The 21,857-nt window shown below is 67.4% G+C and carries 20 protein-coding genes; 13 read left to right on the top strand and 7 right to left on the bottom strand.

Annotated features, from left to right (window positions below):
- Positions 1–120: 120 nt before the first annotated feature.
- Positions 121–1,878, bottom strand: a complete 1,758-nt coding sequence (locus tag BSE24067_RS24535) for an ABC transporter permease (RefSeq protein ID WP_151066086.1) — start codon at positions 1,876–1,878, stop codon at positions 121–123.
- 493 nt (positions 1,879–2,371) lie between these two features.
- Between BSE24067_RS24535 and BSE24067_RS24540 the strand changes: the two genes are divergently transcribed.
- The gene (locus BSE24067_RS24540) at positions 2,372–2,638 is read left to right on the top strand and encodes a double-stranded DNA-specific endonuclease (RefSeq protein WP_027786765.1); all 267 of its coding nucleotides are present in this window, start codon (positions 2,372–2,374) and stop codon (positions 2,636–2,638) included.
- Positions 2,639–2,678: 40 nt separating this feature from the next.
- Here BSE24067_RS24540 and BSE24067_RS24545 read toward each other — a convergent pair whose 3' ends face one another.
- Both BSE24067_RS24545 and BSE24067_RS24550 read right to left on the bottom strand, forming a co-directional pair.
- Positions 2,679–3,995 carry an ATP-binding protein gene (locus BSE24067_RS24545; RefSeq protein ID WP_151066087.1) on the bottom strand — a complete coding sequence of 439 codons (1,317 nt, stop codon included), beginning with the start codon at positions 3,993–3,995 and terminating at the stop codon, positions 2,679–2,681.
- A complete protein-coding gene (locus tag BSE24067_RS24550; protein ID WP_039319657.1) occupies positions 3,979–4,704 on the bottom strand; it encodes a response regulator in 726 nt (241 codons plus the stop codon). Before BSE24067_RS24550 ends, BSE24067_RS24545 begins: the two co-directional genes overlap by 17 nt.
- Before the next feature lie 226 nt (positions 4,705–4,930).
- Here BSE24067_RS24550 and BSE24067_RS24555 point away from each other — a divergent pair, with 226 nt between their 5' ends.
- The 5 genes from BSE24067_RS24555 to BSE24067_RS24575 all read left to right on the top strand — a co-directional run bounded on the left by BSE24067_RS24555 (position 4,931) and on the right by BSE24067_RS24575 (position 9,208).
- On the top strand, positions 4,931–5,482 hold the full coding sequence (locus BSE24067_RS24555) for a Spy/CpxP family protein refolding chaperone (protein ID WP_151066088.1): 552 nt from the start codon (positions 4,931–4,933) through the stop codon (positions 5,480–5,482).
- Positions 5,483–6,001: 519 nt separating this feature from the next.
- Positions 6,002–6,778 carry an ABC transporter substrate-binding protein gene (locus tag BSE24067_RS24560; RefSeq protein ID WP_151066110.1) on the top strand — a complete coding sequence of 259 codons (777 nt, stop codon included), beginning with the start codon at positions 6,002–6,004 and terminating at the stop codon, positions 6,776–6,778.
- 232 nt (positions 6,779–7,010) lie between these two features.
- On the top strand, positions 7,011–7,700 hold the full coding sequence (locus BSE24067_RS24565) for an ABC transporter permease (RefSeq protein WP_151066089.1): 690 nt from the start codon (positions 7,011–7,013) through the stop codon (positions 7,698–7,700).
- Positions 7,697–8,410 carry an ABC transporter permease gene (locus BSE24067_RS24570; RefSeq protein WP_151066090.1) on the top strand — a complete coding sequence of 238 codons (714 nt, stop codon included), beginning with the start codon at positions 7,697–7,699 and terminating at the stop codon, positions 8,408–8,410. Before BSE24067_RS24565 ends, BSE24067_RS24570 begins: the two co-directional genes overlap by 4 nt.
- 18 nt (positions 8,411–8,428) lie before the next feature.
- Positions 8,429–9,208 carry an ABC transporter ATP-binding protein gene (locus tag BSE24067_RS24575; protein WP_151066091.1) on the top strand — a complete coding sequence of 260 codons (780 nt, stop codon included), beginning with the start codon at positions 8,429–8,431 and terminating at the stop codon, positions 9,206–9,208.
- Between the two features lie 59 nt (positions 9,209–9,267).
- On the opposite strand, the gene BSE24067_RS24580 is transcribed toward BSE24067_RS24575, so the two are convergent.
- On the bottom strand, positions 9,268–9,765 hold the full coding sequence (locus BSE24067_RS24580) for a GNAT family N-acetyltransferase (RefSeq protein WP_151066092.1): 498 nt from the start codon (positions 9,763–9,765) through the stop codon (positions 9,268–9,270).
- Between the two features lie 134 nt (positions 9,766–9,899).
- Here BSE24067_RS24580 and BSE24067_RS24585 point away from each other — a divergent pair, with 134 nt between their 5' ends.
- Together BSE24067_RS24585 and BSE24067_RS24590 are read left to right on the top strand one after the other, a co-directional pair.
- The gene (locus tag BSE24067_RS24585) at positions 9,900–10,826 is read left to right on the top strand and encodes a LysR family transcriptional regulator (RefSeq protein ID WP_151066093.1); all 927 of its coding nucleotides are present in this window, start codon (positions 9,900–9,902) and stop codon (positions 10,824–10,826) included.
- A 573-nt stretch (positions 10,827–11,399) separates the two neighbouring features.
- A complete protein-coding gene (locus BSE24067_RS24590) occupies positions 11,400–12,479 on the top strand; it encodes a porin (protein WP_060106735.1) in 1,080 nt (359 codons plus the stop codon).
- Between the two features lie 197 nt (positions 12,480–12,676).
- On the opposite strand, the gene BSE24067_RS24595 is transcribed toward BSE24067_RS24590, so the two are convergent.
- The gene (locus tag BSE24067_RS24595; protein ID WP_006398637.1) at positions 12,677–13,015 is read right to left on the bottom strand and encodes a P-II family nitrogen regulator; all 339 of its coding nucleotides are present in this window, start codon (positions 13,013–13,015) and stop codon (positions 12,677–12,679) included.
- A 103-nt stretch (positions 13,016–13,118) separates the two neighbouring features.
- Positions 13,119–14,855, bottom strand: coding sequence for an NAD+ synthase (locus BSE24067_RS24600; RefSeq protein WP_151066094.1), 1,737 nt, complete (start codon positions 14,853–14,855; stop codon positions 13,119–13,121).
- On the opposite strand from BSE24067_RS24600, the gene BSE24067_RS24605 reads away from it, so the two are divergent.
- Positions 14,760–16,142 carry a GNAT family N-acetyltransferase gene (locus tag BSE24067_RS24605; protein WP_420883516.1) on the top strand — a complete coding sequence of 461 codons (1,383 nt, stop codon included), beginning with the start codon at positions 14,760–14,762 and terminating at the stop codon, positions 16,140–16,142. The genes BSE24067_RS24600 and BSE24067_RS24605 overlap by 96 nt on opposite strands.
- 79 nt (positions 16,143–16,221) lie before the next feature.
- The gene (locus BSE24067_RS24610) at positions 16,222–17,055 is read left to right on the top strand and encodes a GIY-YIG nuclease family protein (protein WP_151066095.1); all 834 of its coding nucleotides are present in this window, start codon (positions 16,222–16,224) and stop codon (positions 17,053–17,055) included.
- Positions 17,056–17,110: 55 nt separating this feature from the next.
- Here the strand turns inward: BSE24067_RS24610 and ppa are convergent, their stop codons facing one another.
- Positions 17,111–17,638, bottom strand: a complete 528-nt coding sequence (gene ppa, locus BSE24067_RS24615; RefSeq protein ID WP_011885693.1) for an inorganic diphosphatase — start codon at positions 17,636–17,638, stop codon at positions 17,111–17,113.
- Positions 17,639–18,073: 435 nt separating this feature from the next.
- Between ppa and BSE24067_RS24620 the strand changes: the two genes are divergently transcribed.
- The 3 genes from BSE24067_RS24620 (at position 18,074) to BSE24067_RS24630 (ending at position 21,781) form a co-directional block, all read left to right on the top strand.
- Positions 18,074–19,513: an aldehyde dehydrogenase family protein gene (locus tag BSE24067_RS24620; protein WP_151066096.1), complete on the top strand. Its 1,440-nt coding sequence runs from the start codon at positions 18,074–18,076 to the stop codon at positions 19,511–19,513.
- Between the two features lie 74 nt (positions 19,514–19,587).
- Positions 19,588–20,346, top strand: a complete 759-nt coding sequence (locus tag BSE24067_RS24625; protein WP_151066097.1) for an SDR family oxidoreductase — start codon at positions 19,588–19,590, stop codon at positions 20,344–20,346.
- Between the two features lie 130 nt (positions 20,347–20,476).
- Positions 20,477–21,781 (top strand): MFS transporter, encoded by a 1,305-nt coding sequence (locus tag BSE24067_RS24630; RefSeq protein WP_151066098.1) that lies wholly within the window; start codon positions 20,477–20,479, stop codon positions 21,779–21,781.
- Positions 21,782–21,857: the final 76 nt, after the last annotated feature.

Below are 21,857 nucleotides of genomic sequence, written 5' to 3' on the forward strand. Positions count from 1 at the left end.
CTCACGTGGTCGACGCGCAGGATCTCTTCGCCGAGACGCGGCGGCTGGGGCGGCTGGGACGTCTGGACAGGGGCGTTTACAGCATTCGGATTGTGCATCGCGTTTCGCTCTCAATCGGTCTCAGTCGAGCCGCAGCTTCGCTTCGGCAAAGGCATACAGCGGGCGCCACAGCAGGCGGTTGAACAAGGTGACGAACAGGGACATCACGGCGATGCCCAGGATGATCTTCGGGAAGTCACCGGCGGCGGTGGTCTGCGCGATATACGCGCCGAGGCCGTGCGCCTCGATCCGGGTCGTGCCCCACTGCACCGCTTCGGACACGATGCTCGCGTTCCACGCGCCGCCCGACGCGGTAATCGCGCCGGTCACGTAGTACGGGAAGATGCCGGGCAGCATCGCTTGTCGCCACCATTGCCAGCCGCGGATCCGGAAGTTCGTCGCCGCTTCGCGATAGTCGTTCGGATAGGACGTCGCGCCGGCAATCACGTTGAACAGGATATACCACTGCGTGCCGAGCACGATCAGCGGCGACAGCCAGATGTCGGCGTTCAGATGAAAGCGCGCGATCACGATCACGAACACGGGGAACAGCAGGTTGGCCGGGAACGCGGCGAGGAACTGCGCGAGCGGCTGCAGCTTCTCGGCGAGCTTCGGACGCAGCCCGATCCACACGCCGACCGGCACCCAGATCACCGACGCGATCGCGATCAGCACGACCACGCGCACCAGCGTGATGAGGCCGAGCATGATCACGTGGCCGACCTCGGCCATCGTCACGCCGGTCGACACGAAGCTGACGACGCGCCACACGATGTACGCGGTGCCGACGAGCAACAGCGCCGCCCATGCGATGTCGACCGTGCGCGACGCCTTCTTCTCGACTTTCGGCAACGTGAAGCGCATCGCGCCCGACAGCGGCAGGCGCAGCGGAATCCGCGCGGCCTTCGCGAAGAACCAGCCGGCCGGCACCAGCAGCTGATGGATCAGCCGCGTGCGGCGCACGAGGTCGAGCAGCCACGATTGCGGCGCGTCGCCCGACGCGGTGTTCTCCATCCGGAACTTGTCGGCCCACGCGATCAGCGGGCGGAACAGCAGTTGGTCGTACGCGAGGATCACGACGGTCATCGTCAGGATCACCCAGCCGATCGCGCCGAGGTTCTTGTCGGAGATCGCCTGCGCGAGATACGCGCCGATCCCCGGCAGCGTGATCGTCTGGTTGCCGACGGTGATCGCCTCCGACGCGACGACGAAGAACCAGCCGCCCGACATCGACATCATCATGTTCCAGATCAGCCCCGGCATCGAGAACGGCACCTCGAGCTTCCAGAACCGCTGCCACGACGTCAGGTGAAAGCCGCGCGACACTTCGTCCAGGTCGCGCGGCACGGTGCGCAGCGACTGGTAGAAGCTGAACGTCATGTTCCATGCCTGGCTCGTGAAGATCGCGAAGATCGCGGCGAGCTCGGCGCCGAGCACGCGGCTCGGGAACAGCGCGAGGAAGAACGTGACCGTAAACGAGATGAAGCCGAGCACCGGCACCGACTGCAGGATGTCGAGCACCGGGATCAGCACCATGCCTGCGCGGCGGCTCTTGGCCGCGAGCGTGCCGTACACGAGCGTGAACGCGAGCGACGCGACCATCGCGGCGAGCATCCGCAGCGTGGTGCGCAACGCGTATTCGGGCAGATTCGACGGATCGAGCGAGATCTTCTGGGTCTGAAGGGTCCCGATCGGCGCCATCGTTTCATGGAAGCCGACGACCGCCATCGCGATCAGGCAGATGATCAGCGGGAACGCGATGAAGTCCCATCGGTTCGGCAGGACGCGCCACGCGGACGCGTTGGCGGTCCGGTTCGGATTGAAGAATCCGACGTCCATCAGGCGCCCTCCCCGGTAAGGCCGAACGAAGCCGGCAGACGATGTTGATTCATGGCAAAGCGCACGGGCGCGGTAATTCGACGCGGTAATTCGATTGATTCACGATCTCACGCCGGCGCGACGCGCCGTGCGTGCAGGCTGCGCCCCGGCAGGCCGAGTCGGGCCGCGACGGCACGACACTACACCAACCTGTATTTCAGGTTCAACCGTCCGGGGCCGGGCGCGGCGCCGGGCGGCGCACGGATCGTGCCCGGCGCGCGGGCGGACGGCGCGCGGCGCGGTGCGGAGCAGCCCGGCCGCAGTCTGTCGGCCGGCATGCAGGCCCCGAATTATGCCGTGATCCGGGCCGGCCGGGAACCCGGCAGCCGCACACGGGCGCAAACCGGCCCGGACGTCAGCGGACGGTCGGGCGAAGCAGGTATGATCGGGGCTGGCCCCCGGCGTCGGTCGACCGACCGGCGCAGGGGATCGACCGACCAGCGGGAGGAAGGGAATGGCAGGAAATTTGGTGATCGTCTGCCGCGATCAGGACGCCGATGCGTTCTACGAGCTGATGCAGGAATACGGGTCGTTCCAGACCCGGCTGTCGTCGACGGCGTGGTACCTGAACATGAACGTGGTGCCGGAATCGCTGCAGGAGGAAATCCTGGAACGCCTCGGCCGCTACACGACCGTCTATATCTTCGAGGCCACGAGCGTGACCTACAACACCATCGACAGCAACGCCGCCGAGACGCTCGGCACGCTGTTCGGCGAATGACGCCGCGCGGCGCCTGCCCCGCAGGCGCCGCATCGGCCGCTTACGCGGCCCGCGCGTGCGGCTCGTCCTTCGGCACCACGTCGAACGGGAACGTCATCGCGACGCGCAGGCCTCCCTCGGGACGATTGCCGATCTCGCACGTCCCGCCGAGCCTCTGCACGAGCCGTTCGACGATCGCGAGCCCGAGCCCGCTGTGGCCGTTCCCGCCGCGCGCGGGGTCGAGCCGCACGAACGGCCGCGTCGCAGCCGCCAGATCGCGCGGCGCGATCCCGCCCCCGCTGTCGCTGACCGACAGCACATAACCGGCCGGCGTACGTGCCGTCTCGACGAACACGGGCGGCGCACCGTACGCATGCGCGTTGTCCAGCAGGTTCGACAGGATCCGGTCGAGCGTCGCGGTCGGCAGCCGGAAGCCTTCGTCGGTATCCAGACGCGTCTGCACCGTCGGCGCGTTCGGCGCGACCGCGCGATAGCTGCGCGCGATCCGCTCGCAGGTCTGATCCACCGGCACCGGCTCGCTGCGATCGGCCCCGCCGTGCGCAAACACGAGGAACTGGTCGACGATATGCGACATCGAGTCGACGTCGCGCACCACACCGTCGCGCAACCGCGCGTCGTCCATCATTTCGGCGCGCAGGCGCATCCGGGCGAGCGGCGTGCGCAGGTCGTGCGCGACGCCGGCCAGCATCACCGCGCGGTCGTTCTCGGCCTGCGACACCTGCTCGACCATCTGATTGAAGCCGTGCGTGAGCTGGCGCAGCTCGCGCGGGCCGCGCTCGCGCAGCGGCGGCACCGGCTGGCCGCGGCCAAAGCGCGCGACCGCGCGTGCCAGCGAGCGCAGCGGCTGCTGCAGCTGCCACGCCGCGAACAGCGCGGCGATCACGCCGGCCGAGAAGATCGTGCCGAGCCACAGCAGCATCCGGTCGAGCGAGCGCGGCGGCCGCAACGGCTGCACCGGCACCACGATCCAGTTGCGGTCGGTCGGCTCCTTGACCCACAGCACCGGCGGATGGCCCGGCGCACCGATCGCGACCTGCGTGCCCGGCGGCATCCGCTCGCTCACGTCGTCGCGAAAACGCTTCAGCGGCACCGGCAGGCTCGATTCGTCGTTCTTCGGCACGTCCGGGCTGTCCGGCGCCACGAGCCGCACGCGCGACGGCAGCGGCTGGTCCGGCGTGCGCTCGACGTGCTGGCGCACGGCGTCGACGAGGAACGCGGCCTCCTCGACCGCATAACGCGTCTGCATCTGGTTGCGCTCGAGCCGCATCGCGAAGAACCACGCGAAGTGCGACAGGAGCAGCACGCCGACGACCAGCAGCGCCAGCCGCCCGAACAGCGAATCAATGGGTTTGCGCATGGGCCTCGCCGTCGGGCACGAACACGTAGCCGCGCCCGCGCACCGTCTGGATGAAGCGCGGCGTCGACGGATCCGTTTCGAGGATGCGGCGCAGGCGCCACACCTGAACGTCGATGCCGCGGTCGGTGCCGTCGTACTCGGGCCCGTGCAGCAGCTCGAGCAGCCGCTCGCGCGTGAGCGTGCGCAGCGCGTGATTCACGAAAATCTTCAGCAACGCGAATTCGCTGCTCGACAGTGTCGCCGGCTTGCCGTCGACCGACAGCGTGCGCGCCTGGAAGTCGAGCACGAAGCGGCCGAACGCGAACGGCTCGCGCTGCTCGGGCGCCGCCGCCGACGGCGTCGCGCGGCGGCGGCGCAGCACGGCCTGCACGCGCGCGAGCAGCTCGCGCGGGTTGAACGGCTTGCCGAGGTAGTCGTCCGCGCCGAGTTCGAGGCCGACGATGCGGTCGACGTCGTCCGCTCGTGCGGTCAGCATGATCACGGGGATGTCGTCGCCGGCCGCACGGAGCTGGCGCAGCGCGGTCAGGCCGTCCACGCCCGGCATCATCAGGTCCAGCACGATCAGGTCGGGCCGCTCGCGCTCGAGGCGCTTCTCGAGCGATGCCGCGTCGTGCAGCACGGACACTTCCATCCCCTGGCGCACGAGATAGTCGCGCAGCAGGTCTCGGAGTTCTTGGTCGTCGTCGACGATGAGGATCTGGGTAGTCATGGCTGGAAGTTTAGCGCGCGAGCGCGGAGTCGAAGAACGATACAAAGGGACGAAAGGGTTACTGCGAGTTACCGCGCAAGGGAACTGTAATGCACCGTAACCCGGCAGCGATCCCGCGTAACACCCGCCTGGGGACGCGCCGTTAACCTGCGTCTTACCGGATACGGCACACGGGCCACCCCGCGCACCGCATCGCCGGACCCTTTCGATTCCAGGAGTTTCCGAAATGTATAAGAAGACTTCCCGCGTGGCCATTGCGGCCGCCGCCGTGCTCGCTCTCGCATTCGGCACCGCGCATGCCGCGCCGCCCGGCGACACGCCGCCGCCGGGCGGCCCCGGCATGCACCAGATGCACGGCGGCCATGAAGGCGGCCCGTTCGGCGTGCTCATGAAACTGCACGACCAGCTCAAGCTCGACGCGTCGCAGGAACAGCAGTGGCAGACGGCCGTCAATACGATGAAGCAGAACCATGAAGCGATGCGCAAGAGCCACGAGCAGATGCGCGAGCAGTTCAAGGCGCAGCAGAATCAGCCGATCCTCGACCTGAACGCGATGCACGCGGCCCGCCAGCAGGCCGAGCAGCAGAACGCGCAATTGCGCGAGCAAAGCTCGGCCGCGTGGCTCGCGTTCTACAACGGGCTGAACGACCAGCAGAAGACGACGGTCAGCACCGCGCTCAAGCAGCAGTTCGCGCGGATGGAGCAGCGTCACGAGAAGATGAAGCAACGCTGGGAGCAGCACCGCGCGGCCAAGGCCGCGTCGGCGCCGGCGCAGTAAGCCGGCGGGCCGCCTTTCCGGGTGGCATCGCGGGGGACGCGGGCGTGCTGCCCGCGTCCCCCGTTTCATTTCATCCGACGTCGAACAGCGGCGGCTCCGCCGCGCGGCGCGCGCAAATGCGACCGTGTCGACGCCGGCGACGCGCGCGCCGTCGCACGTGGCCACTCCGCAGGCAAATATTCTTTGTACGGGTTTACCTGCACTGCAGAGGCACGCCGCGCGCCGCAATCCGGCGCCCGCGCCCCGCATCGTTGCACTCACGCGCTCAATCGGCGCAATGCTCGTTGCCAATACCACCATTGCCGCAACGGCCGGTTCGAAGAATCGATCGGTCGCGCCGGATTGCCGTTTTCCGGGTATCGCGTTCGGGTAAAATACCGCCCTTTTGGCGTTCGCCCGTCCGGCGGATGCCGTTGCCAGCGCGCCGAAACACGAATTTTGGCCGTCTAGAATACGCCGCGGCGCCCGGCACGACCGGCCGCGAGCGCCTCCCCGGAAGTGAGCGACAACAGCATGGAAATGAAGAAGGCCGCCCTGTGCGCCGCCCTCGCCCTCGTGGCGGGCAGCGCCTTCGCGAAAGAGTGGAAGACCGTGCGGATCGGCGTCGATGCCAGCTACCCGCCATTCGAGTCGACCGCGCCGAGCGGCGAGATCGTCGGTTTCGACGTCGATCTCACCAAGGAAATCTGCAAGCGCATCAACGTGAAGTGCGTGTGGGTCGCGCAGGATCTCGACGGGATCATCCCGGCGCTGAAGGCGAAGAAATACGACGTCATCGTGTCGTCGCTGACCGTCACGGACAAGCGCCGCGAACAGATCGACTTCTCCGACAAGGTGTACGACGCCCCCGCGCGGATGATCGCGAAGGCCGGCTCGCCGCTGCTGCCGACGGTCGCGTCGCTCAAGGGCAAGCGCGTCGGCGTCGAGCAGGGTTCGACGCAGGAGACGTACGCGAAGGCGTACTGGGAACCGCAGGGCGTGACGATCGTGCCTTACCAGAACCAGGACCAGGTCTATGCCGATCTCGGCTCGGGCCGCCTCGACGCGACGCTGCAGGATGAGCTCCAGGCCGACTACGGCTTCCTGCGCACGCCGCGCGGCAAGGGTTTCGCGTTCGCCGGGCCGGAAGTGAAGGATCCGAAGACGATCGGCGACGGCACCGCGATCGGCCTGCGCAAGGAAGATACCGACCTGAAGCTCAAGATCAACAAGGCGCTGGCCGACATGCACAAGGACGGCACGTACGACCGGCTGTCGCACAAGTATTTCGCGTTCAGCGTCTACTCGGCTCGCTGAGCGCCGACGATGACGGGAAGCGGATGCGGGGGCGGCCCCGCGTTCGTGCAACACAGGCAGTCAACCATGCGCCGCCCGCCCGATCGCCCGCCGCCTCGCGCGACGGGCTTGCCCGGCACCGATGCCGGGGGCGGACGGCGATGATACGCACGGGGGCGTTCCGCGCAGCATGGCGGGCGCGTCTTTCGAGGCGCACCGCGTGCGCCCTCCGGGACCACACCAGGGACCACATATGTTTCTACAAGGCTACGGCCCGCTGATCCTCGCCGGCACCTGGCAAACCGTCAAGCTGGCGGTGCTTTCGCTTGCGCTGTCGTTCCTGCTCGGCCTGCTCGGCGCGGGCGCGAAGCTGTCGCGCAACCGCTTCACGAACGGCGTCGGCACCGTCTACACGACGCTGATCCGCGGCGTCCCCGACCTTGTGCTGATGCTGCTGCTGTTCTACAGCCTGCAGATCTGGCTGAACATGGCGACCGACGCGATCGGCTGGGACCAGATCGACATCGACCCGTTCCTCGCCGGCGTGCTCGTGCTCGGCTTCATCTACGGCGCGTATTTCACCGAGACGTTCCGCGGCGCGTTCCTGTCGGTGCCGCGCGGCCAGCTCGAGGCCGGCAGCGCGTACGGGATGACCAACTGGCAGGTGTTCACGCGGATCATGTTCCCGCAGATGATGCGCTTCGCGCTGCCGGGCATCGGCAACAACTGGCAGGTGCTCGTGAAGTCGACCGCGCTCGTGTCGATCATCGGCCTCGCGGACGTCGTGAAGGCGTCGCAGGACGCCGGCAAGGGCACGCTGCGGTTCTTCTTCTTCACGCTGATCGCCGGTGCCGTCTACCTCGCGATCACGACGATCTCGAACTTCGTGCTGATGTGGCTCGAAAAGCGCTACTCGACCGGCGTCCGCAAGGCTGACCTATGATCGAACTCATCCAAGAATACTGGCGCAACTACCTCTACACCGACGGCTTCCGGATCACCGGCGTCGCGATCACGCTGTGGCTGCTCGTCGTGTCGATCGGCCTCGGCTTCTGCCTGTCGGTGCCGCTCGCGGTCGCCCGCGTGTCGAAGAAGAAGTGGCTGTCGGGCGCCGTGTGGCTCTACACGTACGTGTTCCGCGGCACGCCGCTCTACGTGCAACTGCTGCTCTGCTACACCGGCCTCTACAGCCTGCAGATCGTGCGCGGCACGCCGCTGCTCGATGCGTTCTTCCGCGACGGGATGCACTGCACGCTGCTCGCGTTCACGCTGAACACCTGCGCGTACACCACCGAGATCTTCGCGGGCGCGATCAAGTCGACGTCGTACGGCGAGATCGAGGCCGCGCGCGCGTACGGGATGTCCACCTTCACGATGTACCGCCGCGTGATCCTGCCGTCGGCGCTGCGCCGCTCGCTGCCGCTCTACAGCAACGAAGTGATCCTGATGCTGCACGCGACCACCGTCGCGTTCACCGCGACCGTGCCCGACATCCTCAAGATCGCGCGCGACGTGAACTCGGCGACCTACATGTCGTTCCACGCGTTCGGCATCGCCGCCCTGCTCTATCTCGTGATCTCGTTCACGCTCGTGTGGGTGTTCCGGCAGGCCGAGCGTCGCTGGCTCGCGTATCTGCGCCCGCAAGGCAAGTAAGTTTCCGCAGGAATATTGATGAACTCCCAGACTCAAAAGCTTTTCGTCGACGATCTCCACAAGCGGTACGGCGACAACGAGGTGCTCAAGGGCGTGTCGCTGAAGGCGAACTCGGGCGACGTGATCAGCGTGATCGGCTCGTCCGGATCCGGCAAGAGCACGATGCTCCGCTGCATCAACTTCCTCGAGCAGCCGAACGCGGGCCGCATCTTCGTCGACGGCGAGGAAGTGCGCACCGCGCTCGACAAGACGGGCGCGCTGCGCGCGGCCGATCCGAAGCAGCTGCAGCGCGTGCGCACCAAGCTGTCGATGGTGTTCCAGCACTTCAACCTGTGGTCGCACATGAACGTGATCGAGAACGTGATGGAAGCGCCCGTCAACGTGCTCGGGATCCCGAAGAAGGAAGCCGAGGAGCGCGCGCGCGAATATCTCGAGAAGGTCGGCCTCGCGCCGCGGGTCGAGAAGCAGTATCCGTCGCATCTGTCGGGCGGACAGCAGCAGCGCGTCGCGATCGCGCGCGCGCTCGCGATGCATCCGGACGTGATGCTGTTCGACGAGCCGACGTCCGCGCTCGACCCGGAACTCGTCGGTGAAGTGCTGAAGGTCATGCAGAAGCTGGCCGAGGAAGGCCGCACGATGATCGTCGTCACGCACGAGATGGGCTTTGCGCGCAACGTGTCGAACCACGTGATGTTCCTGCACCAAGGACGCGTCGAGGAAGAAGGCGTGCCGTCCGACGTGCTCGCGAATCCGAAGAGCGAGCGCCTGCGCGCGTTCCTGTCGGGCAGCCTCAAGTAACGCGCCCGGGGGGCGTCGTTCTTGCACCGGGCGGGCGCCATGCGGCGCCCGCTTTGCGTTTACGCGGCGTCGACCGGCGCGCCGTCCGCGAACGCGCGCAACGCTTCGCCCGCGAGCCGGTAGCGCACCCATTCGCTCTGCGGCGCCGCGCCGACGCTTTCGTAGAAGCGGATCGCCGGCTCGTTCCAGTCGAGCACGCTCCATTCGAAGCGCCCGCAGCCGGTATCGACGGCGATGCGCGCGAGCGCCTTCAGCAGCCGCAGCCCGGCGCCCGCGCCGCGAAAGCGCGGCGACACGTACAGATCCTCGAGATACAGCCCCTGGCGGCCGAGCCACGTCGAATACGAGAAGAAATACACGGCGAAACCGGCCGGCTCGCCGTCGGCTTCGCAGATCAGCGCGCGCGCCGGCGTGCCTTCGCCGAACAGGCTGCGCTCGAGCGATGCGTGCGTCGCGATCACTTCATGCCCGGCTTTCTCGTAGACGGCCAGTTCGGTAATGAAACGCAGGATTTGCGGCACGTCGGCGACGGTGGCGGAACGGATGTCGATTTGCACGATGGGGGCCCTCCCCGGCCCAGGCTGAACACGGAATGCGGTGCCGGCGCGCTCGCGTATGGCGCCGCTCGGATCGATATGCTACGTTCGCGGCGTAACTGCAGGAAGTGCAGTTTCTTCATCCTGATATGAATATGATGCATCCCGATCTGCGCCGCCTCGACCTGAACCTGCTGCTCGCGTTCGACGCGCTGTACCGTCACCGGTCGGTCGCGGCGGCCGCGCACGAACTGGCGATGAGCCCGTCCGCGCTGAGCCACGCGCTCGCGCGGCTGCGCGAAGCGATCGGCGACGCGCTGTTCGTGCGGCTCGGCAACGAGATGCAGCCGACCGTGCGCGCCGACGACATCGCGAGCTGGGCGGGCGACGCGCTCGACACGATGTCGAAGGGGCTCGCCCGCGCGCGCCGCTTCGATCCCGCGCAAAGCGACCGCACGTTCGTGTTCGCCGCGACCGACTACACCGCGTTCACGGTGCTGCCTGCATTGCTCGCGCGCATCGAGCAGGTCGCGCCGCGGCTGAAGATCCGCGTCGTCCATTCGGACCGGAAGATCTCGATCGACGAGCTCGCGGCAGGCCGCATCGACTTCGCGCTCGGCTATCACGAGGAATCGGCCGCCGACGCGCCGGGTATCGAGGATTTCGACTGGTTCTCGGACGATTACGTCGTGATCGCGAGCGCCACGCATCCGGAGATCCGCCGCCGGCTGACGCTCCACCAGTATCTGGCGGCGCGCCACGCGGTCGTCACGCCGTGGAACGAGCCGCGCGGCGTCGTCGACTACGTGCTCGACCGTCTCGGCCTCGCGCGGCAGGTCGCCGTGCAGTTGCCGACCGTGCTCGCCGCACCGTTCGTGATCGCGGAATCGGCGCTGCTGATGACGGTGCCGAACCGCGCCGCGCAGGCGCTGCGCCACGCGGCGCCGATTCGCATCTTTCCCGCGCCGTTCGAGATTCCGCGCTACACGATCAAGGTGTACTCGCACGCAAAGCATGCGCGCACGGACGCGCACCGCTGGCTTCGTGCGCAGTTGCTCGCGGCGCGGCCGGCGCTCACGTAGCGCGACACGCCCGTGCAGCGGCCGCCAGCGGCCCGCGCGGCAAGCGTTCCCCGCTCGTTGCGGCGCCTTCGAACCGCCGTCAATTCATTACGAAATACTTACCAATTCGATGCGCAACGCGCTTACGCCGGCGCCCGCCGCATCGTCAATAGTGGCAATCCTTGACCCATGTTCGCCGAAACCGTGTCTGCCTTGTCGGACAAGGGTTTTCGGGCCTCCGGCACCCCTTCCGGCAGCCCCCGCGGGCCGTGTTGCATGGCAAATTGGCGACACGTGTTAGTCAAACAACGATTTCCGTCGCCACAAAATTGTATTTTTGCTAAATTAGTAACCAAAGTAGCAAAACGAAGTTCGTGAAATGTAGTTTAGCTTCACGACACAACAAGGAGACCCCGCAAGCTCACCCGGCCGCGCGGGACCGCTCAACGGTTTTCCGTCCGCTTGCCCGCGTGCCGCGCTTACCGGCCTTGCACGAGGTCTCCCTGGTTATCCCGCTTTCCGCTTTTGCCCGACGCTCGCCGCGCCGGGCATCTCGTGCAGTCTGGGTTGACTTTTTGACAGGGTATGGAGGAGATGATGAAGAAAGCTTTGGTCGCGGCCGCGCTGATGGCTGCTGGGGTGGTTACGGCGCACGCGCAGAGCAGCGTGACGCTGTATGGTCGCCTGGATGCCGGCCTTGAGTACCTGAACGGCCTGCAGAACGGCCACCAAGTGCGCGCGGAAAGCGGCGACTGGGGCACGAGCCTGTGGGGCTTGAAGGGCAGCGAAGACATCGGCGGCGGCAACAAGATCCTGTTCCACCTCGAAGGCGCGTTCAACACGATGAACGGCGGCTTCAGCGGCTCGATCTGGGATCGTTTCGCGACCGTCGGGATTTCGAACGATCGCTACGGTACGCTGCTGTTGGGTCGCGAACTCGCGATCGCGAACGGCGTGTGGGACTTCGACCCGTTCGGCCAGTCGGCATGGTCGACGGCATCGCTCGTACGCGGCCGCAACTGGAACAAGACCAGCAACAACGTGTCGTACCAGTCGCCGTCGCTCTATGGCCTCGACTTCTACGGCCAGTTCTCTTTCTCGAACTCGACCAGCTTCAACGGCAACACGACGGCCGGCCAACCGGGCCGTGCAATGGGCGGTCAGATCACCTATACGAACTCGCTGTTCCAGTTGCGCGGCATCTACGACGAAACGCGCGACAGCAACGGCCGCTTCTCGGACGTGTTCAACTACTCGCGCGAATACTTCGCCGGCGTGAACGTGTTCCTCGGCCAGTTCAAGGTTCAGGCGGCTTACCAGGCATCGCGCGCCGACGGCAGCGGCGGCCCGGCAGTCAACGCCGGCGTGACGGGTACGCAGCAAGTCTGGGGCGGCGTGACGTGGCAGGCAACGCCGGCGGCAGCGCTGATCGCGGCCGTGTATCACGTGAACGCGAACCACGGCGGCGGCAACGCGAACATCTACACGGTCGGCGGTTCGTACAACATCTCGAAGCGCACGCTGTTCGACCTGCAGGTCGCGACGGTGCGCAACAGCTCGACGGCCAACTTCGGCCTGAACGCGAACGGCGCAGGCACGGCCGTGTCGACCGGCAACCCGCATCCGGGCGGCAGCCAGACCGGCGTCTACGCCGGCATCCAACACCTGTTCTGATCAGGCGCCGCGAACAACGATTCGACAACACTTTCCACGCTGCTGCGAGAGGCGCGTATCGGTGCGGTACCCACCCGGGTATCGCACCTTTTTTTATTGGCGGGCCGCGTTCGTGCGGCCCGTGGCCCAGACGGTTCAAGCGGCCAGGAAGCGGCCAGACAGCGGCCGGGACGTGACCGGATGGGCGAACGCGGCGCTCAGACCGCCGCTTCGTTCTCTTCGCCGGTGCGAATGCGGATCACGCGCTCGACGTCCGACACGAAGATCTTGCCGTCGCCGATCTTGCCGGTGCGCGCCGCGCCGATCACGGCATCGATCACCTGATCGACCTGCGCTTCCGCGACGACCACCTCGATCTTCATCTTCGGCAGGAAGTCGACGACGTATTCCGCGCCGCGATACAGCTCGGTGTGCCCCTTCTGGCGGCCGAAGCCTTTCACTTCCGTCACGGTCAAGCCCGTGAGCCCCACTTCGGCGAGCGCTTCGCGGACTTCGTCCAGCTTGAACGGCTTGATGATGGCGGTGATGCGTTTCATGATGGTTGTCCCTCAATGCTCGTTTCGATGAAAAATCGCGGCTCCGATTGTAAGCCGCAAGTGTAAGCGGTGAGCCGGCCGGCCATGCACGGCCCGGCGCGGCTCAGTCGAGACGCTCGGTAAAGCGCGACGTGATCGGATAGCGCCAGTCGCGCCCGAACGCGCGGTGGGTGACGCGAATGCCGATCGGCGCCTGGCGGCGCTTGTACTCGTTGACCTTGATGAGCCGCGTCACGCGCGCGACATCGGTCTCCGCGTAGCCGGCCGCGACGATTTCCGTGAGCGGCCGGTCCTCCTCCATGTACATCCGCATGATCGCGTCGAGCACGTCGTACGGCGGCAGGCTGTCCTGGTCCGTCTGGTTCTCGCGCAGCTCGGCCGACGGCGCGCGCGTCAGAATCCGCTCGGGAATCACGTCGCGCGCGCCGTAGTCGGCCGTTGCATTGCGATAGCGGCACAGCCGGTAGACCTGCGTCTTCGCGATGTCCTTGATCACCGCGAAGCCGCCGGCCATGTCGCCATACAGCGTGCAGTAGCCGACCGCCATCTCGCTCTTGTTGCCGGTGGTCAGCACGATCGAGCCGAATTTGTTCGACAGCGCCATCAGCAGCGTGCCGCGGATGCGCGCCTGGATGTTCTCTTCCGTCGCATCCTCCGCGCGGCCCGCGAATTCGCCCGCGAGCGCCGCGCGAAACGCGTCGAACATCGGCGCGATCGCGATCTCGTCGTAGCGCACGCCGACGCGCCGCGCCATTTCCGCCGCGTCGGTGGTCGAGATGTCGGCCGTGTAGCGCGACGGCATCATCACCGCGCGCACGCGGTCGGGGCCGAGTGCGTCGCACGCGACCGCGAGCACCAGCGCCGAGTCGACACCGCCCGACAGCCCGATCAGCGCGCCGGGAAAGCCGTTCTTGCCGATGTAGTCGCGCACGCCGGTGACGAGCGCGCGATAGACCTGCGCGTCGACCGGCAGCTCGGGCGCGATCTTGCCGGGCAACGGCCGCGCGCCGTCGAATTCGACGATCGCGTGCCCTTCGTCGAATTGCGGCATCCTCGCGACGAGCGTGCCGTCGCCGTCGCCGTCGAGCACGAACGAGCCGCCGTCGAACACGAGCTCGTCCTGGCCGCCGACCAGGTTCACGTACACCATCGGCAGCCCGGTTTCGCGGATTCGCGCGCGCAGGATGTCGATGCGCAGCGCTTCCTTGTTCATGTGGTACGGCGAACCGTTCGGGATCAGCAGCACCTGCGCGCCGGCGGCCTTCGCGATCTGCGCGGCCGACGCATGCCAAGCGTCCTCGCAGATGATCACGCCGTATCGGACGCCGTTCAGCTCGAACACGAGCGGCGTGGTGTCGGTCGCGAAGTAGCGCTTCTCGTCGAACACGTCGGCGTTCGGCAGATCCTGCTTGCGATAGGTGCCGACGATCTCGCCGCCGACGATCAGCGACACCGCGTTGTAGGTATCGGACGGCGGCACGCCGCGCTCGATCGGGCGGTTTGCATTACCATCGACGGCTGACGCCTGAGCATCGCCGCCCGGCTCCCTGCTCGGCTCCCTGCCCGGACCGCGCAACGGATGGCCGACCAGTACCGCGAGCCCGTCGAACGCGCTTAGCGCATCGGCGAGCGTGTCGAGCGCGGCGGCGGCCGCCGTGTAGAACGCGGGGCGCAGCAGCAGGTCTTCCGGCGGATAGCCGGACAGCGCGAGTTCGGGCGCGACCATCAGGTGCGCACCATCTTCGTGCGCGGCGCGGGCGGCCGCGACGATCCGCGCGACGTTGCCGGCGAAATCGCCGACGGTGACGTTGATCTGGGCGAGAGCGAGTCGGGTCTTCATGACGGGTCGGCGCAGCCCCGCGGCGCGCCTCGAACGGCTGACGAAATCGTCCCGGACGCGGGCCACGGCGGCACGCATCCGGCGGCATCCAACGGTACGGATTCACGCTTGAAACACGAACGCATCGATTATCGCACGGGCATCCTGTCGTCCCCCGCCGAGGTGCCGGCCGACGAATGGAACGCGCTGCTCGAGCAGGACGCGCAGCCCACGCCGTTTCTGCGCCACGAGTTCCTCGACGCGCTGCACGTCGCGCGCTGCGCGGTCGACGACACCGGCTGGTCGCCGCACTTCGTCACGCTCACCGACGCGCGCACCGGCCGGCTCGCCGCGGCCGCCCCCGTCTACGCGAAGCAGCATTCGTACGGCGAATACGTGTTCGACTGGGCGTGGGCCGACGCGTACCAGCGCAACGACCTGCGCTACTACCCGAAACTGCTGTGCGCGGTGCCGTTCACGCCCGTGCAAGGCACGCGCCTGCTCGCGGCCGATGACGACGCGCGCCGCCGGCTCGCGGCCACGCTGCTCGCGTTCGCGGAGCAGAGCGACGTGTCGTCGCTGCACGTGCTGTTCCCGACCGGCGACGAAGCGCGGCTGCTGGAATCGATGGGGATGATGCTGCGCGAAGGCGTGCAGTTCCACTGGCTCAACGACGGCTATCGCGACTTCGACGACTTTCTCGGCACGCTCGAACAGAAGAAGCGCAAGAACATCCGCGCGGAGCGGCGCAAGGTGCGCGACGCGGGCGTGACCTTCCGGCGGCTCACCGGCGATCAGATCACCGACGCCGACTGGCGCTTCTTCTCGCGCTGCTATCGGCAAACGTATCGCGAGCATTATTCGAGCCCGTACCTGAACCTCGAATTCTTCCGCACGATCGGCGCGACGATGCCCGAGAACCTGCTGCTCGTGATCGCGCAAGCCGATGGCCGGCCGATCGCGAGTTCGCTCGCCGTCTACCGCCGCGGCACGAACGGCAGCGGCGGCACGCTGTACGGCCGCTACTGGGGCGCGCTTGAGCACGTGCCCTGCCTGCATTTCGAAACCGCGTATTACCAGCTGCTCGAATTCTGCATCGAAGCCGGGATCGACACGTTCGAAGGCGGCGCGCAGGGCGAGCACAAGCTCGCGCGCGGCTTCCTGCCGACCGTCACGCATTCCGCGCACTGGCTCGCGCACCCGGCGTTCTCCGACGCGGTCGCGCACTTTCTCGAACGAGAGACCGCGCAGATCCACGCGTACGTCGACGAGCTGCGCGAGCATGATCCGTTTCGGCGTGACCGGTGACGGTGTCGCATCTCGCCTCGCGCGCGGCGCCACCCGCGAATTCTGAGACACTGGCGGCTTCGCATCCCGCCGCCCTGCCATGTCCTGGTTTCTGTATCTGATCGAATGCGCCGACGACAGCGTCTACACGGGCATCACGACCGACGTCGCCGCACGCTTCGACGAGCACGCGTCCGGCAAGGGCGCGCGCTACACGCGCTCGCGCAAGCCGCGCGCGGTGCTCGCGTCGTTTCCGCTGCCTGACCGGTCGAGCGCGTCGCGCGCCGAATACTGGGTGAAGCGGCTCACGCCCGCGCAGAAGCGCGAGCTGGCGGCCGGAATACGGACGCTCGAATCGGTGTTGCCGGTTGGGATGTCGATCGACGGGAACATCGAAGCGAATGATTTGCCGGCCGCGTCGCGCGGGCGGAAGAAGGCGGCGAAGGCGGCGAAGGCGGCGAAGGCCGGCAATGATGGAACGACATCCCGTTCCGCAAAGGCCAAGACTGCGAAACGCGTGCAATCTTCACAGGCTCCCGCGAAGGCGGCGGCCGCAGCGGCCGCACAGCGTGCGAACACCGGCGACGATGCCGAAGTCAACGAAACATCACCGCGCGGGGCCGCGGCAACGCAGGACAAACCGGCCACGCGCGCAGCGTCGAAACGACCGACGCAAGCGGCCGGCGCCAAGCCCGTGCCGAAGGAACGCGCCGGCACCACGCCCACGCCGGCGCGCGGCCGTGCGTCGCCGCGAGCGGCCACTGCCGAAGCCGTCGAAGCCGTTGTTTCAGTCGCCGCCACGCCGGGCGCGACGCGTGTGCCGCGCACCAAAGGCGCATCGAACGCCGCCGCCGTGCCCGTTCCCGCCCGCACTCGCGAGAAAGCCCCCGCACGCGCGACACCGCGCACAAAACAAAACCGCGCGGCCTCCTGACGAGACACGCGCGGTTTGCACTCCGAACGAACCGGCCGCGAGGCCGGCACGCCGCTTACTTCTTGTAGTTCGCGGCGCCGTCGGCGATTTCCTTGTGCGCGGCGTCGATGCCGGCCCAGCCTTCGACCTTCACCCACTTGCCCTTCTCGAGCGCCTTGTATTGCTCGAAGAAGTGCTTGATCTGGTCTTTCAGGTATTCGGGCACGTCGTCGATCGACTTCAGGTTCGCCGTCATCGGGCAGACCTTGTCGTGCGGCACGGCGACGAGCTTCGCGTCGACGCCCGACTCGTCCGTCATCTGCAGCATGCCGAGCACGCGCGAACGCACGATCGAGCCGGCCAGCAGCGGGAACGGCGTGATCACCAGCACGTCGACCGGATCGCCGTCGCCCGACAGCGTCTGCGGAATGTAGCCGTAGTTCACCGGATAACGCATGCCCGTACCGATGAAGCGGTCGACGACGAGGAGACCCAGCTCCTTGTCCGCCTCGTACTTCACCGGATCGCTTTGCGCGGGGATCTCGATGATCACGTTGAAATCGTGCGGCAGGTCCTTGCCGGCCGGAACATGATTGAAGCTCATAGCGCTCTCAGTTGGTCGATGGGAATTCGGGACAGGGCGCCGCGGCCGATGCACCCGCCGCGGGCGTCCCCGCAGGGAATGCGCCATTATAGCCAATCGACCGGTGGCGTCCGGATGACGATCGGCGCGATAATCGTTCCGGATGTCCGGCCGCGAATCATGGCAAGGGGCGCGGGTCGAGCGTGGAGCATGGGGTGCGGGTAATGGCGGAAGCGCCCGCTCGAGGCGACCGTGAAGCGCGGGATCCGGGTGAGCGCCAGGACCCGCTCGGCCCGGCCGCGAAACATGGGGGCCCAGGTAAGCGCTGACGCGCTAATTCGGGGCGACCGCGAAGCATGGGGCCCGAGTAAGCGCTGAAGCGCCAACTCTGGTCGACCGCGAAGCATGGGACCAGAGTAAGCGCTAAAGCGCTAACTCTGGTCGACAGGAGCAGGCATGGAAGAAGCGAAGCACTTCATCGCGGGCGAATGGACGCTGCCCGCGCAACTGGAGACAATCCCGGTCGTCGATCCATCCGACGGCCAGCCGTTCGCGACGATCGCGCGCGGCACCGCACCCGATATCGAGCGCGCAGTCGCCGCCGCCCGCGACGCATTCGCCGGCCCGTGGGGCGCGACCAGCGCCGCGGAGCGCGGCCGCGTGCTGATGCGCCTGTCCGCGCGCGTCGCCGACCACCTCGAGGAACTCGCCGCGATCGAAGCACGCGACACCGGCAAGCCGCTGAAGCAGGCACGCGCCGACGCCGCCGCACTCGCGCGCTACTTCGAGTTCTACGCCGGCGCGGCCGACAAGCTGCACGGCGAAACGCTCCCCTATCAGGCCGGCTACACGGTGCTGACGGTGCGCGAGCCGCACGGCGTCACCGGCCACATCGTGCCGTGGAACTACCCGATGCAGATCTTCGGTCGCAGCGTCGGCGCCGCACTCGCCGCAGGCAACGCATGCGTCGTGAAGCCGGCGGAAGACGCATGCCTGTCGGTGCTGCGCGTGGCCGAACTCGCCGCCGAAGCCGGACTGCCGGCCGGTGCGCTCAACGTCGTCACCGGCTACGGCCATGAAGCGGGCGCCGCGCTCGCGCGCCATCCCGGCATCGATCACATCTCGTTTACCGGCTCGCCCGCGACCGGCAAGCTCGTCACGCAGATGGCGGCCGAGAACCACGTGCCCGTCACGCTCGAACTCGGCGGCAAGTCGCCGCAGATCGTGTTCGCCGACGCCGATCTCGACGCGGCGCTGCCCGTGCTCGTGTCGGCGATCGTGCAGAACGGCGGGCAGACCTGCTCGGCCGGCAGCCGCGTGCTGATCGAGCGCGCGGTGTACGAGCCGCTCGTCGAACGGCTCGCGACCGCGTTCAACGGGCTGCGGGTCGGCCCGAGCCGCGCGGACCTCGACTGCGGCCCGCTGATCAACGCAAAGCAGCAGCAGCGCGTGTGGGATTTCCTGTCCGACGCGCAGCACGACGGCATTCCGATGGCCGGGCACGGCCAGGTCGTCGCCGATGCGCCCGAAAGCGGCTTCTATCAGGCGCCCGCGCTGCTGCGCGACGTGCCGGCGTCGCACCGGCTCGCGCAGGAGGAAGTGTTCGGCCCGGTGCTTGCCGCGATGCGGTTCGTCGACGAGGACGAAGCGGTCGCGCTCGCGAACGGCACACCGTACGGCCTCGTCGCCGGCATCTGGACGCGCGACGGCGCGCGCCAGCTACGTCTGGCACGGCGCCTGCGCGCGGGCCAGGTGTTCGTCAACAACTACGGCGCGGGCGGCGGCGTCGAGCTGCCGTTCGGCGGCGTCGGTCACTCGGGACACGGCCGCGAGAAAGGCTTCGAGGCACTGTACGGCTTCACCACGCTGAAGACGATCGCGATCCGGCACGGTTGACCAGGCGAGCCCGGCCGGCAGCGCCGGCCGCGCCACCGCGACACCAAGCACGCGTCGAATACAGGAGACACACCATGCGGTTGAACGGCAAGACGGCCATCGTCACCGGAGGCGGCTCGGGTTTCGGCGAAGGCATTGCGAAGACGTATGCGCGCGAAGGCGCGAACGTCGTCGTCAACGACCTGAACGGCGCAGCGGCCGAACGCGTCGCGAGCGAGATCGCGCTGGCCGGCGGCAAGGCGATCGCGGTCGCGGGCGACGTGTCGAAGGACGCCGACTGGCGCGCACTGCAGGAGGCCGCGCTCGACGACTTCCAGTCGGTGCATATCGTCGTGAACAACGCCGGCACCACGCACCGCAACAAGCCGGTGCTCGACGTGACGGAAGCGGAATTCGACCGCGTGTACGCCGTGAACATGAAGAGCCTATTCTGGAGCGTGCAGACGTTCGTCCCGTACTTCCGCGCGCAGGGCGGCGGCGTGTTCGTGAACGTCGCGTCGACGGCCGGCGTGCGGCCGCGCCCGGGCCTCGTCTGGTACAACAGCACGAAAGGCGCGATGCTCACCGCGAGCAAGTCGCTCGCAGCGGAGCTCGGCGCCGATCGCATCCGCGTGAACTGCATCAACCCCGTGCTCGGCGAGACGGGCCTGATGACCGAATTCATGGGCTGCGAGGACACCCCGGAAAATCGCCGCCGGTTCCTGGCGACGATTCCGCTCGGCCGCTTCTCGACGCCGCAGGACATCGCGAACGCGGCGCTGTATCTCGCATCCGACGAAGCCGAGTTCATCACGGGCGTCTGCCTCGAAGTCGACGGCGGGCGCTGCATCTAGCCGCACGACCATGATCGCGCCGCGGGCGGCATCGGGCGGCGCCGCATTTGCGCGTAGTCATTGCTTTGCACGACCCCGGATCGGCGCGCCGCGCCGGCTCCGGCCACCACAAGAAAGGACAGGAGACAACATGGCAACATCGACGCAGTCGCTGCCGGGCTCGTCCGGCGCATTCGAGGAAGCAACCTACCGCAAGGTGTCGTGGCGGCTCACGCCGCTACTGCTGCTGTGCTACGTGGTCGCGTATCTCGACCGCGTGAACGTCGGTTTCGCGAAGCTGCAGATGGCGAGCGACCTGAATCTGAGCGACACCGTCTACGGGCTCGGCGCGGGGATCTTCTTCTTCGGCTACTTCCTGTTCGAGGTGCCGAGCAACATCATCCTGCACAAGGTCGGCGCGCGCGTGTGGATCGCGCGGATCATGGCGACGTGGGGCGTGATCTCGATCCTGACGATGTTCGTCACGACGCCCGCGATGTTCTACGTGATGCGCTTTCTGCTCGGCGTCGCCGAAGCCGGCTTCTTCCCCGGCGTGATCCTGTACCTCACCTACTGGTACCCGGCCCATCGGCGCGGCCGGATGACGACGTTCTTCATGACCGCCGTCGCGCTGTCCGGCGTGATCGGCGGGCCGATCTCGGGCTTCATCCTGAAGGCGTTCAACGGCGTGAGCGGCTGGCACGGCTGGCAGTGGCTGTTCCTGCTCGAAGGGATCCCGTCGGTGCTGGCCGGCGTGCTCGTGTTCTTCGCGCTCGACGACCGGATCGCGAACGCGAAATGGCTCACCGACGACGAGAAGGCGCTGCTCGCGCGCAACGTCGACGCGGAGGAGGCGACGAAGGAAGACCTGCCGCTCGGCACGGTGATGTCGAGCCCGCGCGTATGGCTGATGGCGCTGATCTACTTCTCGTTCGTGATGGGGCTATACGGCGTCGGGTTCTGGCTGCCGACGATCATCAAGACGACCGGCGTGACCGACACGGTCACGATCGGCCTGCTGTCGGCAGTTCCGTATGCAGCGGCGGTGATCGCGATGATCCTGATCGCGCGGAGCGCGGACAAGCGCCGCGAACGGCGCTGGCACCTGGCGATTCCGGCTGCGTTCGGCGCGGTGGGGCTCGTGCTGTCGGTGATCTGGGCGCACGAGACGGCGCTCGCGATGCTGGGCCTGACGCTCGCGACGATGGGCATCCTGACGACGCTGCCGCTGTTCTGGAGCCTGCCGACCGCATTCCTCGGCGGCGCGGCGGCCGCGGCCGGCATCGCGATGATCAACTCGATCGGCAACCTCGCGGGCTTCCTGAGCCCGTACCTGATGGGCTGGCTCAAGCAGGCGACGGGCACCAACGACGCGGGCATGTACATGCTCGCCGGCTTTCTCGTGCTCGGCGGACTGCTCGCGCTGTCGGTGCCGAAGCGGCTCGTCGACAAGTGACGACGCGGGGCGTAACGGGTCGTGCGCCTTTTCCGCAGCGGCCTCCCGTTGCACCTCTCACCCTGTCGCGCCCGTC

Source organism: Burkholderia latens (assembly GCF_902499045.1).
GTDB classification, from domain to species: domain Bacteria; phylum Pseudomonadota; class Gammaproteobacteria; order Burkholderiales; family Burkholderiaceae; genus Burkholderia; species Burkholderia latens.

Excerpts from the sequence above, each read along its gene's own strand:
- BSE24067_RS24535 (WP_151066086.1), bottom strand. The coding sequence starts at position 1,878 with ATGGACGTCGGATTCTTCAATCCGAACCGGACCGCCAACGCGTCCGCG.
- BSE24067_RS24540 (WP_027786765.1), top strand. The coding sequence starts at position 2,372 with ATGGCAGGAAATTTGGTGATCGTCTGCCGCGATCAGGACGCCGATGCG.
- BSE24067_RS24545 (WP_151066087.1), bottom strand. The coding sequence starts at position 3,995 with ATGCGCAAACCCATTGATTCGCTGTTCGGGCGGCTGGCGCTGCTGGTC.
- BSE24067_RS24550 (WP_039319657.1), bottom strand. The coding sequence starts at position 4,704 with ATGACTACCCAGATCCTCATCGTCGACGACGACCAAGAACTCCGAGAC.
- BSE24067_RS24555 (WP_151066088.1), top strand. The coding sequence starts at position 4,931 with ATGTATAAGAAGACTTCCCGCGTGGCCATTGCGGCCGCCGCCGTGCTC.
- BSE24067_RS24560 (WP_151066110.1), top strand. The coding sequence starts at position 6,002 with ATGAAGAAGGCCGCCCTGTGCGCCGCCCTCGCCCTCGTGGCGGGCAGC.
- BSE24067_RS24565 (WP_151066089.1), top strand. The coding sequence starts at position 7,011 with ATGTTTCTACAAGGCTACGGCCCGCTGATCCTCGCCGGCACCTGGCAA.
- BSE24067_RS24570 (WP_151066090.1), top strand. The coding sequence starts at position 7,697 with ATGATCGAACTCATCCAAGAATACTGGCGCAACTACCTCTACACCGAC.
- BSE24067_RS24575 (WP_151066091.1), top strand. The coding sequence starts at position 8,429 with ATGAACTCCCAGACTCAAAAGCTTTTCGTCGACGATCTCCACAAGCGG.
- BSE24067_RS24585 (WP_151066093.1), top strand. The coding sequence starts at position 9,900 with ATGATGCATCCCGATCTGCGCCGCCTCGACCTGAACCTGCTGCTCGCG.
- BSE24067_RS24590 (WP_060106735.1), top strand. The coding sequence starts at position 11,400 with ATGATGAAGAAAGCTTTGGTCGCGGCCGCGCTGATGGCTGCTGGGGTG.
- BSE24067_RS24595 (WP_006398637.1), bottom strand. The coding sequence starts at position 13,015 with ATGAAACGCATCACCGCCATCATCAAGCCGTTCAAGCTGGACGAAGTC.
- BSE24067_RS24600 (WP_151066094.1), bottom strand. The coding sequence starts at position 14,855 with ATGAAGACCCGACTCGCTCTCGCCCAGATCAACGTCACCGTCGGCGAT.
- BSE24067_RS24610 (WP_151066095.1), top strand. The coding sequence starts at position 16,222 with ATGTCCTGGTTTCTGTATCTGATCGAATGCGCCGACGACAGCGTCTAC.
- ppa (WP_011885693.1), bottom strand. The coding sequence starts at position 17,638 with ATGAGCTTCAATCATGTTCCGGCCGGCAAGGACCTGCCGCACGATTTC.
- BSE24067_RS24620 (WP_151066096.1), top strand. The coding sequence starts at position 18,074 with ATGGAAGAAGCGAAGCACTTCATCGCGGGCGAATGGACGCTGCCCGCG.
- BSE24067_RS24625 (WP_151066097.1), top strand. The coding sequence starts at position 19,588 with ATGCGGTTGAACGGCAAGACGGCCATCGTCACCGGAGGCGGCTCGGGT.
- BSE24067_RS24630 (WP_151066098.1), top strand. The coding sequence starts at position 20,477 with ATGGCAACATCGACGCAGTCGCTGCCGGGCTCGTCCGGCGCATTCGAG.